The 17,344-nt window shown below is 63.3% G+C and carries 9 protein-coding genes; 3 read left to right on the plus strand and 6 right to left on the minus strand.

Features of this window, described 5'->3' with window-relative positions:
- Positions 1-240: 240 nt before the first annotated feature.
- The gene (locus LAN64_15645; GenBank protein MBZ5569271.1) at positions 241-507 is read left to right on the plus strand and encodes a hypothetical protein; all 267 of its coding nucleotides are present in this window, start codon (positions 241-243) and stop codon (positions 505-507) included.
- Positions 508-685: 178 nt separating this feature from the next.
- Here the strand turns inward: LAN64_15645 and LAN64_15650 are convergent, their stop codons facing one another.
- Genes LAN64_15650 through LAN64_15675 form a run of 6 tightly spaced genes read right to left on the minus strand, consistent with a single transcriptional unit; the run spans position 686 to position 15,873 of the window.
- Positions 686-1,708, minus strand: coding sequence for a SpoIID/LytB domain-containing protein (locus tag LAN64_15650; protein MBZ5569272.1), 1,023 nt, complete (start codon positions 1,706-1,708; stop codon positions 686-688).
- A complete protein-coding gene (locus LAN64_15655; protein ID MBZ5569273.1) occupies positions 1,701-2,552 on the minus strand; it encodes a hypothetical protein in 852 nt (283 codons plus the stop codon). Before LAN64_15655 ends, LAN64_15650 begins: the two co-directional genes overlap by 8 nt.
- On the minus strand, positions 2,549-4,342 hold the full coding sequence (locus LAN64_15660) for a hypothetical protein (protein ID MBZ5569274.1): 1,794 nt from the start codon (positions 4,340-4,342) through the stop codon (positions 2,549-2,551). Before LAN64_15660 ends, LAN64_15655 begins: the two co-directional genes overlap by 4 nt.
- A complete protein-coding gene (locus LAN64_15665) occupies positions 4,339-11,697 on the minus strand; it encodes a hypothetical protein (GenBank protein ID MBZ5569275.1) in 7,359 nt (2,452 codons plus the stop codon). Before LAN64_15665 ends, LAN64_15660 begins: the two co-directional genes overlap by 4 nt.
- Entirely contained in the window at positions 11,681-14,047 is a 2,367-nt protein-coding gene (locus tag LAN64_15670) for a VWA domain-containing protein (protein MBZ5569276.1), read from the minus strand. Before LAN64_15670 ends, LAN64_15665 begins: the two co-directional genes overlap by 17 nt.
- Complete coding sequence (locus LAN64_15675; protein ID MBZ5569277.1) at positions 14,044-15,873, minus strand: PQQ-binding-like beta-propeller repeat protein; 1,830 nt, start codon at positions 15,871-15,873, stop codon at positions 14,044-14,046. Before LAN64_15675 ends, LAN64_15670 begins: the two co-directional genes overlap by 4 nt.
- A 61-nt stretch (positions 15,874-15,934) precedes the next feature.
- Here LAN64_15675 and LAN64_15680 point away from each other — a divergent pair, with 61 nt between their 5' ends.
- Positions 15,935-16,102 carry a hypothetical protein gene (locus LAN64_15680; protein ID MBZ5569278.1) on the plus strand — a complete coding sequence of 56 codons (168 nt, stop codon included), beginning with the start codon at positions 15,935-15,937 and terminating at the stop codon, positions 16,100-16,102.
- A 223-nt stretch (positions 16,103-16,325) separates the two neighbouring features.
- Positions 16,326-16,970 (plus strand): PEP-CTERM sorting domain-containing protein, encoded by a 645-nt coding sequence (locus LAN64_15685; protein MBZ5569279.1) that lies wholly within the window; start codon positions 16,326-16,328, stop codon positions 16,968-16,970.
- The last annotated feature ends 374 nt before the right edge of the window (positions 16,971-17,344 follow it).

Genomic DNA, 17,344 nt, shown 5'->3' on the forward strand with positions numbered 1-17,344 from the left:
GATGGAGTGGGGCAAGAGGCCTCAAACGCCGGCCCCTTGCCCCACACCCCCATCCCCGCTGAAAAGCTCGGTGAAAAGGATGGAAGTTGTCGTAGTCTCAACTGTGCGGAGTAAGGGGGCAGGTCACAGGGAGGGGCCGCTGTGCGAGCCATATCTCCAGATATCTCCGGTGATCCGTCTCATTCGGTAGGAGCGTCGTCGAGTTGCTGATTGTACTTCCATGCAGGAGGTAAATATCTTATGGAAAACATTGTGGAAAAAGCTGACGCGCAGGTCACGGAATCAATCCGCAAACTTTCACGCGCATCGTCTGCGATGGCGGACGCGATCGACGAGGGCGTAGGTGTCATCAAGCGTGCCGTCAAACGGAGCGGCGATGTGGCGGAGGAACTCCTGGACGATACGACGCAACGTGTCAAACGTCATCCGATGGAAACCATGGCGGCGACGTTGGCTTTTGGTCTGGTCGCGGGTGTGTTCATCGGCTGGATGATAAAGCGCAGATAGACCAAGACCGCGACTCCAGTTGCCGGCAAGCCGGTTCCGCGCGACATAAAATCCGCGGTCTCCGGGCCATGATGAGACCAATTCCAGTGCGGTAGTGCCACCAGACCTGCTGCAGAACAAGGTGGCGCCGCGTCAGAGATGGATCGGCGTGTTCTCTGCGCCTATCTGCCACTCTGTGCTAGCGCAACGCAGCGTCAACCTGAACGAGGGTGTTGGGATAATAATGATCGAGTATCTCGCGAAAGCTCTTGCCCTCAGCGGCCATGCCGGCGGCGCCCTTCTGGCATAACCCGAGGCCGTGTCCCTGCCCCGCGCCTTTCATGACGATCCCGTCGTCTGTCTCCTTCACGCTGTAATGATTGCCAGGAAGCGCGCTCCATCCACGCTGACGGTCGAGTTCCAACCGTCCGCGCTCGCCCACCACCCTGCGGGACACTTTCCGCGTCCAGCGATCCGCGTTCCGACGGCAATAGGGGCAATCGACCGCGAAGTAGGGATAGTCGCGCACCGGCAGTCCGAGTTCCGCCAGCGTCTTCGAGCGCCCCCCGCACGACGACGCGAACATGGCCGAGAAAGGCGAACCGAGATAAGTAAGCACCATGCCTCGCGTCTCACGCGCGGCTCGCGCGGCCAGCGAATGCGGCGCTGGCGGCTGGCGCAGGAACTGACAGTGCGTCGTATCGCAAAAATCGAACAGCTTGTGGCCGCTGCCATGCGCGACCAGGAATGAACGCGTCGCAACCGCTTGAGCCTTCAGCGCCTCAAGCGGTGCGCCGGGCGGGCTCTCCGCGGCCACAGCCGACGCCACGGCGAGTTCCAGATCCATGGTGACGATCGGGGCGAGTTCGCTGCGGTTGGAAACGATCTCTAGAGCGCCGCGATAGCGCCTCCGGATTTTTCCAGCAACGCTCAGGACCAGGTCGGCGAGGCCGCCGTCACGGGCGTGAATTCGCACGCGAGTGACACGCCACGAAACGCCCTGCGACAAGAGCTGCACGCGGTCACCAGCGAGGCGCACTTGTACAGCCTGGTTCATGGTGCCGCTCTCCCCATCTGTCTCGATTACGAGAGAGCTGCCTGGCGCGGGAGCAATACTCAACTCCGTGGGATGGAACAGCCCAAAGACGCCGATGCGAACCGTCTGCGCCCATGCCGGCACGCCCAGCAACAGCGCGAGCGCGAGTGCACCGGCCCTAATCACTGCCCACCCCGACTTTCTGCTGCAGACGCTGAAGCATCTGTCCCGCCGTGACGGCCGCGTGCGATCCAGGCACACCATGGACTCGAACCATCAGCAGCAACGTGGGCGCGTCGGCTGGAACCAGCGCCACCGCAAATCCGTCGCCGGGAGCGCGGCCGTGCGTACAGGCGGCAGTGCCCGTCTTTGCCAGTACCGCACGGCGGCGAAGGCCGCGGCTGATGCCCTGCCCGGTACCGGCACGCGCGGACTCCGCCATCCCGGCGAGGACGTCGCGCACGCCCGGATCGAGTGGATGGCGCGTCAGTTCGAGATAGGCCCGCGCCAACGCCAGCGGCGCGATCTTCCAGGAATCGTCGAGTCCGATCAGTTGCTCGGTCGTCGCTCCGGCTGCCGGCGTTTCCAGGCCAAATTGGCGCATCGCACTCTGGCTCTCTGCCGCGCTCACGCCGGCGGCCAGCGCGCGAAAGTATGCGTTGCAGGAGAACGCCACTGCGTGCACAAGGTCCACACGACCGTGTCCGCGCGGCAGCCAGCAGGTGCGGCCGCCTGTGCACTCGTGCTCGGGAAATCGAAAATCGTGTGCACGCGCGTACGCCACGGCGGTGAACGGCTTCACCAGCGAGCCTACGGGAATGGGCTGTTCAGGATGATCCCAGCGAGAAGCAAGCAGGCGGCCATCTCGCGCATTTAGCAGGAGGTATGAAATTCTCGAATCGGCAAAGTCGCGCCGCAACATCGCCGCCGCTGACTGGGCAAACAGCGAGGACGACTCGGACTCCGCGCCGTCGCCGCAGGTCGGCAGCATCAGCGCAATCGCAAGCGCCACGATTGCCGCGCGTCTCATTTCGACCAGGTATACGTGACGGTTTGGCGGACGCGGCTGGCGGCCTGTCGCACCACGATCGACTCCGCCTTGACATCCTTCAACGTTGCACTCAGGCTGGCGATGTTCTCCGAGAAAAAGTCGGGTTCGCGCTCCGGCGCTTCCGCGTCACTCTTCGTCTTGGGCGCGCGTTCCTCGGCCGCATCGCTTCCCTGGGCTGCGACATCGCGTTCGGGCGGCGCCGCCGCGCGATGGACCAGTCCCGTCAGGCGCAGAAAGTTTTCCCGCTCGCCTTGGTGGTTGAATCCAGCCGCGTACGTTGCCGGCTGGATCGTCGACGCCGATCCACTCCTGGCTACCATCGCGTCGAGCCTTGCGGGATCGTCCGAAACGAACATGTACTTGCCCTGCAATGCCATCGCGATTGGCATCAGGCCGTTCAGCCGATATGACGCTCCCGTCTGCGTCCACTCCAGCCCCAGGTGGCTGGCGGTCAGTCCGGGCTGCAACGCGCGCTGCAATGCGGTGCGAATCGCCTCGCCGTTCCAGTCGGAAGATGCGACGAACACCAGCACGGTGCGCGGTCCGATGAAGACACCGTTCGCCGCACGCTGCGTTCCTTCCACTTGCAGAAGCGCTTGCACTCGCGCCTGCGCAAGCTGTCCTTCCAGTTCGTCGCTGACGCGCTCCGACGAATAGCGCGACGCCGGCTGCTGATCGACACGTGTCTCCAGGTCCGATTCGCTCCCGGCCTCGCCGGAAGTAAGCGCGACCTTGGGCGCAAGGTGCTGCACTGGAGCCAGCCCAATGTGTGGCGCCAGCACCTTCACGACCATTAATCGCAGCGCCTCTCTGGGCGTCGGATTCGCCACCGCGCGATACACGCCGGCGCCGTCCGGTACAAACTTGACGACGTCCGCGACGGCCTTCATCCCTTCGGCAGTAACGAGGCCCTGCCGCGGCTCTTCCCCGCCCTCGGATTCCTGGTCGCCGGCACGAAGCAGCACGCGCTCTTCGCGATACTCCGTGGCGCTGCGATACAGGTCGACCACAGCGGCCGAGTATTGTCGAGTTTCGGTGATGTTCTGCTGGGCCCAGTAGGTGCGGAACTGTGGTGTCTGCGCGATCTCAGCCAGGTCGAGTACCATGCGCAGGTCGCCGCCCTGCTTCAGCGCGGCGGCAATCGCCTTCCGGTACCACTCGTCCTGCGCCAGGTTGCGTCCCTGCTGGCCCACAACCAGCGCCATCGCGCCCGCAATCAGGTCCTCGCGGGTGCCCAGCACAAAGTATTCGTCGGTAGCGCCGAAACCGACGACCCGCTTCGACTGCGGATCCGCGTGTACGAAGAAGCTGGCGCCGTTCGCGCTGCGCGGCTCGAACTTGCTTCGGAGTTGCCAGATCGCGGTTTGCATCGACTTCGCTGACTTCATGCGCGTGACGTATACGAACTCCAGGTTGCCGATGTCGTAGATGGCGAGCGCACTCTGCTCGCCGGCGACCGCGGTCGCAAAGTTCATGTCCGGCGGCAGACCCGCGGCTGCGGCGAACTCCCGCTGCGCCCGTTCCAGCCGCTGGAACAAGCGCGAGCGCGAAAACACCGCGAAGTTGTCGCTCTTCACCCACGAGGCCTTTTGCGCCGACGCGTTCCACTCCGCGAGCAGGCCACTGAAGCTCTTGGCTTCGAGATATAGGATGGCATCGGGCGGCATGAATGCGCTCAGCGGTTTGGGCGTTGGAGCCAAGGCCTGGTACGTGGCCCAGGAACCAACCGCTATCGCCGCGATCGCCACCAGCGGAAATGCTCGCTTCATGGCGTCCTCCTTCTCGCCGGCGCGGCTGCCGGAGGCGGCGCCCTGCGCGACACCAGCATCGGCCTCACCACCCGGTCCTGATCGAGTTCCGAGTGGATCATCGGACGCCTGTTTTCGTTCAACGCGCGCTGGCGTATGCGCGTGCGCAAGTCTTCGATTTGCGTTTGTACGGCTGCCTTCCTGTCCGCGGCCGTCTCCAGTTGCGCGGCGACAGTCAGGAACCGCACCGCTTCCGGCCAGCGGTTCAGGCCATCCAGTGCGGAACCAATATCACGCGCTAGCGACGCGCGCTCCGCCAGCGGCACACTTTGCCAGCCGTACGGATTGCGAAGCGTCGGCTCATCGCCCGCGTCGCTCGCTCTTTCGGTGTCCGTGTCTCCCTTCAGCAACAGGAACACGGACTGCAACATCGGCTGCAGCGTCGCGATCGCAAGCTGGTTCTGCTTCGCCTCCAGCGCGGCACGGAAGAACGGCACGCGCGCCGCATCGCGGCTCGGGTAATCCTCGAGGGCCGCGCGCAGCAGTTGCATGCGGATTTTGTTGGAACCGGCCTGCTGCGCCACCTTGAGCCGGGCCTGGTGGAAAAACGCCGGATTGAAGGCGGCCGGAATCGCCGTCGCATTGGTTCCGATGATCCGCAGTTCGTTCGAACCCCAGACTATTTCCGCGCCCGGCGCAGCCGCAGCCGCCGCGCGAAGCCGCGTCTCGTATGCCAGCTCCGGGTTGCGCGCGATCGCCATCAGCGCGGCGCGTGCGCCCGCGGCATCCTTGCCCGCCTTCATCTGCGCGTGCGCCAGGTTCACGCGCGCAACGGCGTTCCAGGGCTCCGCCTTGACCAGTGCATCGAAAAACTCCGTGGCTTCGGCGGGATGCCCGGACCGGACGAGCAGCGACGCGGCCGCGTCAAGATTCTCGAACGGCTGCCCGACCACGAGTGTGGCCCGGTGCAGCAGTTCCAGCGCGCCCTTCATATCTCCGGACCCGATGCGACTCTCCGCCAAGCCGAGCAGGTTCGCCGCCGTGAGCTTGTGCTCCTCGATTTCGCGGCTGAACACGTATTCCAGAACCTTGCTTGCCGAAGATTTGTCCTTCTGCTTATGCAGGTCCATGGCCACTTCGCGCAGAAGCGGCAACGGCGGTGCATGATCCGGATCGGCGCGATACGAATCCAGCGTCGCTTCGAGCCGGTTCTGCGCGGCGTCCACTCGCAGGCGCTCGCTTACAAACAGGTCGACCGCGCCGGTTTCAGCCCGCAGCGTATCGAGTTCGGCACGGGCACGATCGAACTGGCCCGTGTCGAGGAGGTAGCCGATCCAGCGCCGGCGCCAGCTCTGGTAGTCCTGCAGCGCGTAGTCGCGCTCCATTCCCTGCGTCCGCGACAGCGCATCCTGCTTGTACTGCAGCATGCGCCGGTAGATCGGTTCCTTGCGCGCTTTGGGAATCCAGCGGTTGTCCGCGAACTCCGCCACCATCGCCGTTGGGTACGGAGCGACCGACGCTAGGTCGAGCAGCCATGCGACTCCCGCTGCGTCGTCGCCCAGCGCCCGGTACGCGTCGCGCATCAGCGCCGTGTTCCGCCACGTGCCATTCTTGCGGATGTAGGCACGCAGCAAGGCGTCCACGCCACGGCGGTAATCGCCAAAAACCCTGCGCGTGCGGAAGTGCTCCATCACACTGCCGAAGTCGCGCCAGAATGTCTCCCGAACCTGACGCCGCTGCACCTGCCGCGTCAGGATCGACAGCGACTCGCGCCAATGCGCATCCGCTTCCGCGCGGTTGTTCTGCCTCCAATGTATGACGGCGAGTTTGTCATGGATGTCCGCGCGCTCCGGCCCGAGTTCCAGTGAGTGACTGTAGTCGGTGATGGCCTTCGTGCCTTCACCGGCATCGTTGTAATACTCGGCCAGCGTCTCATAGGCGGCGGCGCGGCCTGGCGTCTGCTCCAGCGCCGACGGGAGATAATCTTCCGCGTTCGGCCGCTTGGTCACGCTTCCCAGGTACTCGCCGTAACGCGCGCCGTAGTAGAACCAGGTATTGCCGGCCAATTGCTGCGAGCGGTCCACCCGCTTTCCCAGCCGCTCGCCGATCGTGGCATCCGACAGCGCCGACCGGAATGCGGTGTCGACCGCCGGTGATGCATCGCGGAAGTAGAGTCCTGTCAGGCCCGTATACGCCTTTAACCAGATCGGCGGCAGCCCGATCGCGCGCGTGTTGATGGCCAGCTGCGCGATGTGGCCGTCGCCGTTGGCGACGATGTAATTCGCAACCGCATCGCGCTCCGTCCGCTGATTGCTGTTGGCGAGCGCAACCAGCGTCTGCGGATCGTGCGCCAGTAACAGCTCGTAATACCGCTGCGGGTCACCGGCCCATCCGTTTCGCGCGTGCAACGCGTTCAACAACCGCAACTCCGACTGCCAGTCGCCGCCGGAGCGATACGTATCCGCCGCCCGCTGCAGGTACATGGCGCGTTCCGGAACCGGAGCACGCGCGGCGAGCGCTTCCATCTGCGCCCCGAGTTCGGTGAACTTCAGGCGCTTAGTTTGCAGGTCCACCAGTCGAGTCACTCCGGACAGCGCCGAATCGGTTCCCGCCAGCAGCAACTCCTGCCGCCACTGCACCTCCAGCGCCGGAATTCCCGCGGATTGCGCGGCCGGAGCCAGGAAGTCGCCGACGTCATTCAGGCTCATGCCCGCGCGCTTCTGCGCCAGGTAGCCTGCGAACCGCGCGCGTTCCTCGGGCACGAAATACTTGTCGATCGTCGCACCCATCTCCTGGAGGCACGCGCTCAAGTTTGCCCGCGCGTCTTTCCGCCGCGCCGCCTCGCCGGCACGACGGACAGCATCCTCGTCGGAATTCGGCACGGCCGGCTTCGCCAGCGCGGCGGCCACTCTCGCCGACACGGCGTTCCGGATCCGGTCCAGCCGCGTCCATGCTTCGTCTTGCTTGCGCTGTCGCGTGAGGATACGCATCCACAAACGCGTTCCACTGAGCGACTCGTGGCCCAACGCGTTGTCGCCGGCGGCTTTCATGCCCTGTTCGGCAAACTCGCGCGCCGCCATCAGCATGTTCCACCTTTCCAGCCGCTGGGCGGCGTTAAAATAATTTTGCGGCTGCTCGGGACGACCCTCGATGAAAGCCAGCTTCAGCGCCTGCACGACGTCGGCCGTCTTCCCTTGCCGTGCACGAACTTCCGCGATCTTCTCCATCCAGCTCGGGTTTTTATAAGTGAGCTCGTAGAGCTTCTGATAGTCGGCCACCGCGTCGTCGAAGCGCATCAACCGTTCCAGCAATCCGGCCCGGGCGGTGCGCAGGTCCACCCGATCCGGCCGCACCACGATCGCCTTTGCATAGGCGTCGATCGCCGCGGGGTAGTCCTCGAAATTCGCCTCGAGCCGCGCCAACACCACCGCCCAGCGCACGTCGCGCGGCGATTGCTGCACCGTCTTGGCGTAGAAGTCCAGCAGCCGCTGCTTCAGCGCGTAGCGCCCGGCGTAATAAGCGGCCTCGGTAACGAGCCCTTCGTCCTCGGGGTAGCTATTTATAATGAGCATGTACTGATCCACGGCGCCGCTGTAATCCTTCAGCCGGGTGAGCGCCGGGATCAGCCCGCGGCGTAGCGCCGCGATCTGCATGGTCTTCGCGCTCGCGTCCATCGATGTGCCCTGGAAGAACGCGATCTTCTCCAGATAGAACTTCTTCAGGCCGCGATTGTCGCCGGACCGCGCGAACGTGTCAGCCATCGCGGCCAGGTATTCGGTGTTGTATGGCTCAGCCGCCATGAGCGGCACGATGATCTGCCGCGCCGGTTCGTAGTGGCCGGCTTCGGTCATCTTGCGTGCCGCCTCAAAGCGGAACCTCCTGGCAAGGTCCGGGTAAGCATCCTTCGACGCCTGTTCCAGCACCTCGATCGCCCGCTGCTGTAGTTTCATCCGCCAGAAGAAGTCCACGGTCGCCCGCACCACGCCAAGAATCTTCGGATGCTCGCTGTAAAGCACCTCTACGTTGCGCTGCGCCGCCGCGAAATCCTTCTTGCCTTCATAGAAGCGCACCAACTGGTAGCGCAGTTCGAGGCGCCGGATGGGATCGGTGGTCAGTTCCGCTTGCCGCTCCAGTGCGCGCTGACGCGCGGGTTCAATGGACTTTTGTTGTGCCAGCGTTTCCAAACTCTCCAGCAAATCGAGCGAACTGGCGCGCTCGATCAGCCGCATCAGGAACTTCTCCAGGTCGTCCTTGCGGCCCTGCGCCTCCAGTACGGCGATACGCAGGTTCACGGCCTCGGGCGCTGGATTCGCCCGCTCCGTCGGCTTCGTCGTCGCCTCCTCCACCAGGTCGCGATAACTCGCGCGCGTTGCCAGTTGCTGCAGTCGCGCCTGAGCGGAGCCTCCCTCCCGCCCCAGCGCGCCCTTCACGTACTCGGCCACGGCCTGCGGATACGCGCGCTTGCCTTCGTAGATCGCGCCTTCCTCGTAGGCATACAAGTCGGGACGGCCGAGCTTTGCGCGGCCCTCATTCAGCAGACGCAGCGCATTGTCGAAATCGAAGTAATCCCAGTAGACGGTCGCCGCATCGAGATACCCGGCCTGCAATCCGGGCTCGGTTTCCACCATCTTGTTCCAGTACGGCGTGGCCTTCGCGAACAGCTCGCGATCAGCGTAGATGTCCCCAATTCGCGCCAGCGTCTCGCGGTTACCGGCATCGGCCTGCAGCAGGTTTTGCTCGACCGCCACGGCAAGCTCGGTGTTGCGTGAATCGAAATACGCCAGCGAGCGGAACACGGCAGACGCACGCCGGCCGATCTCGAAGTCTGCCGGAAACACTCGCGCCATGGCGCCCAGCGGCGCCGCCGCGTCTTCAAAGTGCGAGCGCCAAAGGTGCGCGTCAGCAACGAAGCGAACGGCCAGAGGATTTTTGTTGGCCGCGGCGTCCCAGTTGCTGGCCATCTCGCCGGACTCCACTCGGCGCAATTCTGCCTCTAGCCTTGGCCCCGAAAGCGACTGGAACAGCCGGTCGCGCAAATCGTCGGCTTCCATCCAATGCTCATGCAGCAGCCGTTCGTACGCGGCGTTGTCGCGCGTCTCCCTCCGGCTGTACGCGCCGAGCAAGTTGCGGACAAACGTCAGGTTGTGCGGGAATCGCTGGTGTGCATACAAGTTCAGTTGCAGGTACATCTGCGGCTCAATCTCGTAATTGGCCCCGCGCACAACCGCGTCAAAATACGATTGCAGCTCCGTCCCGGCGAAAATCTTGCTGACATCGGAACTCAGTTGCACGAAATCCGCCTTGCGCTTTTGCGCCAGGTACCACCGCGCCAGCTTGTGATACCAGGAGCGCTCTGGGAACTGTTGAATGGCGCGCTTGTATACCTGTTCCGTCTCGGCGCCGATCTGGTTCTGCTGCAGGAACTCCGCCAGCCGCTCGTACAAACCCGGATCGTTCGGATTGCGGTCGATTTCGCGGCGCAGCACGGCGAGCGCGTCCGCCACCAGCTTCTGCTGCACCAGACGCCCGATGTAGCGCTCCAGTACGCGCGCATACTCGGGGGAACGCGGCCCACTCGGCTGTTCGACGGAAGTCTGTCCCACCGAGAATGCCTTCTGCTGCGGCCGCTTTTGTAAGCGAGCTTGTGGCGCTCCCTGCTGGCAATCTTCCTCTTCGCATGAGACTGCTGGAGAACTTTGTTCTTCGGCTTCGACCCGCTTGCTGTAGTCGCTTTCATTCGCCGCAGAGCCCAGCGGAACTTGCTGCGCGTTTCTCGCCAGCTCCTGCAGCACCGAGTCGTAGATGGCAAATTCCTCTTTCGTCTGCTTCGTCCGTGAGTACGCTTCCGCCATGAGCAGCGCTACCTGCGTGCGTTGTGGCGCTGCGGCGAAATTTGCCAGGAACTGCTTGCCGTCACGGATCACCGCATCGCTGGCGCCGTAGTTCGCGTAGGTCTCAAGCAACTGCTCGTGCAGTTCGGGACGCCGCGGTGATTGCGGGAATTGCGCGTCGAATGCCGAGAGCAGCTCCGCCGCCTTGGCGCGATGGAGGTATGGAACGGCTCGTTGCTCCTCTTCCGAGAAATGATTGGCGGCATTGGTCGAGTTCAAGATCAGCGACAGAATGCCGTTGAAAAATCCCGGCCCTGGATCGAGTGTTGCGATGTCCTGGTAGATCGACAGTTCACCTGCGCCGAGCCGCAGCGGCTGCTCCGGGGCCGTCAGCAGGATCGAGGTCAATCCAGCCATCGCTTTCTCTTTCGCACCCGGCCCCTGCGCGTCGTAGAGCGCGTAGTAATAGCGGGAAGCCTCGGCGTAGGCGTGCACCTGCTCCAGCAGGCGCGCCAGCGTGTACAACTCATCCGTCGACCACTGCCCTTTGCGCGCTTCCTTGCGCAACCTGTACTCGTTGATCATCTGTTGCGCTACGTCGAGCTTGCCCTGCTGCTGGTAATAAAAGAAGATCCGTGCCAGCGAGTTCAGGTCGTCGGGATTCGCCTCCAACTGCCCGCGCCATTGATCCAGGTACTGGCGCGAGGTGCGCGTTTCTTTGAGCAGTTCGAAGAAGCTCTGCACCAGTTCCGCCGGCCATAACGGCTGGAATGCCTGATCGTAGACGGCGAGCCCCCGCTCCACCGAGCCCTGTTTGTAGCTGACCAGCGCCTTCGCCTTCACGGGAAACACTGCGTCATCGGGAAACGCTTTCTGGTATTCCGCAATGGCCTGTTGCGCCTCGGGTGCATTCTTCTGATCCAGCAGGAACTGAAAGTACCGAATGTAGAGCGAGCGCTCCCGCGGATAGCGCGCGATCCAAGCCTTGTATTGCGCTGCCGTGAGGTCGCTCGGCATAGCGTGCGCCCGCGCGAGGTCAAGGATTCGCTCGAAAGCCTTCCACGACCGTTGCTGCGAGTTGGGCATCAGCGCTTCGCCCGATGCCGGCGACATCTGCCCGACGGTGGCGAGAATCCTGATCTCATCCTGCGGACGCACGCGACGGTGGTAGAAGTCCGCCAGCGCCAAGTTCGCAGCGGCCTTGTCCTGCGCCTTCTGCGCGTATTGCTTCCAGTCGGCTTCCGCGGCATCGAAGTCAAGCGCCTGTTCGTCTTCCAGCGCGCGCAGGGAATACAGGCCGGCGTCGCGCGGCTTGTCCTTGATCAGTTCCGCCAGCGCGGCGCGCGTCTCCGCCGGGGGACGCCGTCCCAGCACTGCGCCTCCGGGCATATCCATGAGCCGGAAGAAGACGCCTTCCAACGCGGACTTGCTCTCGACGTTGACCATCCAAGCCGGCAGCGCGCCGCTGGCCGCCAGAACCAACCCGGCGCAAACCGTCGCCACCACGATCGCCACTCGCCCGATGCTCTTACGGAAGCACTTCAATCTGCACCTCCTGCGAGCCGGCGTTGTGCGCCATGTCTTCCGCCGTCACGGTGAGCCGGTACGTTCCTGCCGGCAGATTCTCGGGGACGATCAGTTCGCCCGTATTCGTGCCCGCCTGCTGGCTCCACTTGAGAGCGACGGGCGCGGCGCCCTCCAGCCGGGCTACCAGCGTGCGCGTGCTCTGCGACGCGTTAGCTCTAAGCAGCATGACCTCGCCTCTGCGAAACTTCTTTTTGTCAAGACGCAGCTTGACCACCGGCGGCGTGCTAGCGATGACGAACGTCTTCTGCTCGCGATACATGTTGCCGCTGCGATCGCGCAACATCAGGCGCACCGCGTAGGTTCCGTCCTGCATGTCGTTGGGCGCGAGGAAGCGCGTCTGCCAGATGTCTTCGCTGGGCAGGTAGCGCAACTTCTTTACCAGGCCGAATGGAAACAGCGCGATCACGGACACGATCGATTCATCCGTCTTCACGCGCAGCACCGGATCGCCGGGGCGGATCACGCGCGGACGGAGCAGCGATCGTGGCACCGCCAGGAACGATGTGTACGGCGTCACGAATTTGTACTTGCGTGCCAGCCGAATGATTTCGTCAATCGACGCGCGGTCTTCGCCGTCACGCTCGATCTTTTCCAGCAGTGCGTCTACGCGAGCCCGCGCCCAAAGCCGCGGCAGTTGCGGATGGTTTGCCGCTTCCGCCGGCAGGTCCGCCGTTTGCTTCATCTCCAGCGCTTCGCCGTCGCGGACCGCGCGGGCTGCGAACGTGACTCCCCGTTGGGGCTGCTTGTATTGTCCAACCCACGAAGCCATCGAGCCCGAGAAAGCGGAGTCCTGCAGCGCATACACCGTCTGCACAGAGGTCTGCGGCGCAACCTCCAGGCGCAACTGCCCAACCGGACTGCGCCCGATCTTCGATGCGAAGGCGTTGAGCTTGAAGTCGGCGGCTTCCGTCGACAGAACGTTTTCCAGCACGCCGTCGTTGCGCGACAACATCCGCAGCAGCGGCAGGTTGGCATCATCACCCACCCCAAAGATGTAGGTGCGCGGCCGCTGCGCTTCCGCCAGTTTCTTCCATTGCTGCGCGTACCACGCCGACAGTTTGCCGTTGTGAATGATTCCGCGATCCGCGCCGCCGTCGCTCAACAACACCAGGTACGCATTCGGGCCGGAGAGCGCCGCCTGCGTCAGTCCCGTTTCCAGCGCTTTCTGCAGATCGGTGCCGCCGCGCAACCGGCTGGCTTTCACGAAATCGAGAGCCTTCCCCACCGTCGTTGCGTCCGCGGCGGCCGCCGCCGGCTGGAACGTCTGGATCTGCGTATTAAAGAGGATGAGGTTAAAGCGGTCGCCCGGGCGCAGCCCGCGCAGGATTTTCTCCAACGCCTCGTAGCTGCGCTCGAGCTTCTCCCACTGCATGGAGAGCGAATTGTCGAACAGCAGGATCGCCGTCTTCGGCGCCTCCTGTTTACCGGCGCTCGCTCCTTTGCTTCCGTTGCCGATCAGCGCTTGCGCCTCGAAGAAGCCTGGCTCGGTTGTGGAGCGCACCGGCGCCATCTCGTGCGGGGATGGCTGCCCGCTCACCGGGTTGCGATACGTCAACACCTTGAGCGCGTCGACGTCCGCGTTGTCGAGCTGCCATTGCACGCTGAAGTCTTCGGTCAAGGCGACTTGCCGAGCCTCGAACTCGCCTTTCACCACGTGTTCCGAGTTCTCTGACAGCTTCAGCGGAAAGATCTTCCCGCCTACCTGGAAACCGCGAATGGCGTGCGCCGAATCCATTTCGAAGTGGATCCACAGGTGCAGTGCGGTCTGCGCCTGGTATGCATCGGGCCGCAGCGGAATCGAGAAATAGGAGCGCAGGCCCTCCACCGGGATCGACTGGTGATACTCGATCTCCATGCGCTTGGTTCCCCGTGCCGGAATGGGCGTGATCTTTGCGCTGAACACCGCGCTGCGCCGCGCTTCCTCCGCACCGCGCTCCCCTTGTTGCAGGAGGCCGGGATCGATGTACTGCTGCTTGAGCTGGTTATAGAGTTCCTCCGCGCGTTTGCGCTCGAGTATGACCGCGGGCAAGCGCGTCGGCCCGTCCCAGGTCGCAAAGTCTGAAACCGTCGCTCGGCTAGGCAGCGCAAAAAAGTAATTCCCTTCCTGTACGACGCCGGTATGGTTCGCGAACACCTGCCGCACGAAGACGCGCGCGTCGCCGTTGTCGATGCGAATCGTGATTTCCATCTCTTCCAGCGACAGCACCGCAGGATCCGGCTGTTGCTTGTCACGCGGAATCAGCACGCCCGCGTCGCCGAAGCATGCCGCGGATGCCACCCATATCAAGAAGATAAGAAGCCGTCTCATGGCAAGTTCTGCTCCACAATCCGAACCAGCCCGTTATCGGTCCCCACATACAAATACCCGCCGCTCACCGCCAGCGCGGTTACGTTCTCCGACGGTAACCCGTCACGCACCACTGTCCAGCGCCGCGACTCGCGGTTGTACACATGCAATCCGTGCCCCAGCGTGCCGGCAAAGACGTGTTGCGCCGTTGCCAGCATCGCGTTGGGATTGACCTCGAGTTTTCCTGTTCCTGCCTCCAACGGCTGGAAATGGCCGCCCGAATCCAGACTCATCATGCCCGCGCCATAGGTGCCGATCATCCATTCGTTGCCGACGGGCAGCACCGCTGTGATCCAGTTGTGCTTCAGTTCGGAAGTCGCAGTAGTGTAGCTGCCGACGATCTTCTCGTCGTCGAGCACCGTCAGGCCGCCGAGCGTCCCCGCCATCAGGCGGTCGCCCATTACTCCCAGTGCGTAAACGTGGTTGTTCACCAACCCGTGAAAGGCGTACAGACTGCGCGCGCCGGACCCATCGAGGAAGGTCAGCCCAGCGGGCGTGGCCACCGCGATCCCGCCGCGATAGGGCACAACGTCGGTGACATGGTCCGCGATCAACCCGTCGCTGCGCTTCAGCGCCTGCTGCTCGTTGCCGCCGTTGTCAAACAGAAGCAGGCCGTTGGCCGTGGCGACGTATGCGCCGTCGCCGCCCAGACGCGGCACGATGCGATTGATGCAGAACGCGCGCTCGTTCTCCACGTGTTGTGTGCGCCCGCCAAGCGACGCCAGGATGTCGAGCCCGCGGTCGAAGTAGCCGACCCACAGCCGTCCTTCCGGATCCACTGCCAACGCCGAAATGTTTCGGTCGGTAAGCTGCGCGCCTTCGCGCGACAGCACTCGCTCCCAGCCGGCCCCGCGCCCCAGTTCGTAGAGGCCGTCCTTGGCGAGCGCGAAAACCGCGCCTTCGGCAGCGAAGAGTTGCTGTGTCTCGCCGAAATCCACCGACGCGCGCAAGCGCGCTGGAATCACCCGCGTCTGCGCCAGCGGAACATCCGCGATGCCTTCGTCCATCGTGCCGATCAGCAGCGCACCGGCACGCGGCAACAACGCGCGCGCCAACGCGCCCTTCGCCAGCACTCGCCACAGCTTGCCATCGCGGAATTCCGCCACGCCGGCTGATGTGCCCACGTAGACCGAGCCTTCAGCCAGCGCGATCGAGTGCACTTGCGCGTCGGGCAGCCCTTCGGCTTCGCCAAAGGTGTCGCTTTGCCCCGCATGGAAGCGCAGCACGCCGCGGTCCAGCGTGCCCACCCACAACTCGCTCTCATCGCCCGCCAGCGCCGTGATGTGCAGGTTGGCGAGAGTCGAATGGAGCAGGGTGATCGCATGCCCGTCGTAGACGAGCACACCTTTCTTCTGTGTGCCGATCAGCAGGCTTCCGGAAGCCATCGGAAGAATGGTCGTGACGCTGCGGGCGGCCGCATCTTCCGGCCGGATCTGCCGAAACACATGGCCGTTGAATGCCAGCACGCCTTCCGACGCGGTTGCAATCAGCAATTCCGGCTGGCGCGAATCGGCGAGAGTCGCCTGCGCCATGACGCCAAGCGGTGAGGCCGGCAGCTCCTGCCCGACGCGATACCGCTTCAGCAGCGCGCCACGTGCGCTGTATTCAAACAGACCCGCTGGGCCGCTGAGGTATAACTTGTCCTGGAAACGGGCCGCGCTGGAAAAAACTGCCGGCGCGCTGATCCACTCGAAGCCCGGGTTGGCGCTCGGTTCAACATGGCGCACGCCGAAGCGGATATACTTCTCCGCCGCGACTTGCTCGCTAGCGCCACGCAACGCGTGCATAGCTCGCCAATAGACGGCTCCCGACGCAGCCAATAACAGGACAGGAATAAGGAGGAGAGCATTGCGCCAGAGAAGTTTGCTGGACGAACTCACGCTGGTGGTTTGGGGGTTTGCCGCCGTGCCGTCAGATTATGCTCCGCAACGCTACGTACAACAACCGAAAAATCTTCCGCCCCACGAATGCGCCATTGCAGCAATTGTCGATAAGGAAGCGCCTTTCGCCAGTTAGGCCCTAAACCGCTCCAACAGCGATGTGTGCAAATGTTTTCCCCTAATATGTGCAAAGATTTACCCTTCCCAGCGTCCGAAATCCTGGAGAGCAGTTACTTCGGTCACCGTGCGGTGGCGCTATCCTATTGAAAATACAAATGCTTACTTGGGCCCGGCGCAAGCAAGATGGCGCTCTGCGTGCAATTACCGGTTGCATGATGCGCTCACTCACAAAATCAGCTTTGCTCCTCTTGCTGTTGGTTTCGCTTGCAGCCGCCCTGCATGCGGATACTGTAAACCTCAAGCTCGTCAACACCCTGCCCAACAACAACTCCGGCGGCGTGTACACTTATCCCTATAACTTCTCCGTCAATGGCTCACCGGCGCTGATTGCGTTGCTTTGCGATGATTACAACCACGAAGTCCAGTTGGGAGAGAGTTGGTACGCCAACGTCAACACCTTGGCGGGCGCGGCGACTGGCGCAGGTCAATTCAGTGCCACTGCTTACTACCAAGCGGGATGGCTCTTCCAGCAGCTTGTGAACAATGCCCCCTACGCATCGCCGAACTCCATCAACTGGGCCATCTGGAAAACCACCTCGCCTACCCTCGTTGTGCCATCCTCGGTGATGGGCAGTGTCTCGACCCAGGGCAGCGTAGCGTGGTGGCTTGCCCAGGTTCCCACCACCATCGATCCCAACGCGCTCAGCAACATCGTGGTGTACACCTGGGACGGTAATACGACGACGATCGTGAACGGGCCAGGCGGCCCGCCGCAGGAGTATCTTGGAACCGTTCCCGAGCCCGCGAGCGCGCTCCTGATGTTTACCGGCTGTGGCTTCCTCTTCCTTCGCCTGCGCAAGTCCGTCGGACAGCGCGAACCGTAACTGTCGCCCCCCTTTCGCGCGTCACCAAAACGGCCCGAAATTGACCAGGTTTGGTGACGCATTGGTGATAAGTCTTGGGGGAGGGATCTCCGGCCCGCTTCCCGGTGATGCCCTCCCATTTCTTGTGCCCATTATCCCTGCCTGTACTTCCTGCGCCATCTCCCACACCTCGCGGAGTAAATCATTCCCGATTTGGCAGCACAGTTCGTAATGAGACTGCTCCACGACTACTTTTGCAGGGTGTCCCCTCATTGTGGTTTTCCGGTGGTAGGGTGCTTTCAGAACGGACTTGCTCGATGCAGCGGCGTCGATCTTCGGGGCCGTGGGGCGGTTGATTGCGCGGACCAACATCTTCGCCGGGCCAGAGACAACAC

This window comes from Terriglobia bacterium, from assembly GCA_020073185.1.
Taxonomy (GTDB): domain Bacteria; phylum Acidobacteriota; class Terriglobia; order Terriglobales; family Acidobacteriaceae; genus JAIQGF01.

What these genes read in the sequence shown, in the direction of transcription:
- LAN64_15645 (MBZ5569271.1), top strand. Translation starts at nt 241, where the DNA reads ATGGAAAACATTGTGGAAAAAGCTGACGCGCAGGTCACGGAATCAATC.
- LAN64_15655 (MBZ5569273.1), bottom strand. Translation starts at nt 2,552, where the DNA reads ATGAGACGCGCGGCAATCGTGGCGCTTGCGATTGCGCTGATGCTGCCG.
- LAN64_15660 (MBZ5569274.1), bottom strand. Translation starts at nt 4,342, where the DNA reads ATGAAGCGAGCATTTCCGCTGGTGGCGATCGCGGCGATAGCGGTTGGT.
- LAN64_15670 (MBZ5569276.1), bottom strand. Translation starts at nt 14,047, where the DNA reads ATGAGACGGCTTCTTATCTTCTTGATATGGGTGGCATCCGCGGCATGC.
- LAN64_15675 (MBZ5569277.1), bottom strand. Translation starts at nt 15,873, where the DNA reads ATGCACGCGTTGCGTGGCGCTAGCGAGCAAGTCGCGGCGGAGAAGTAT.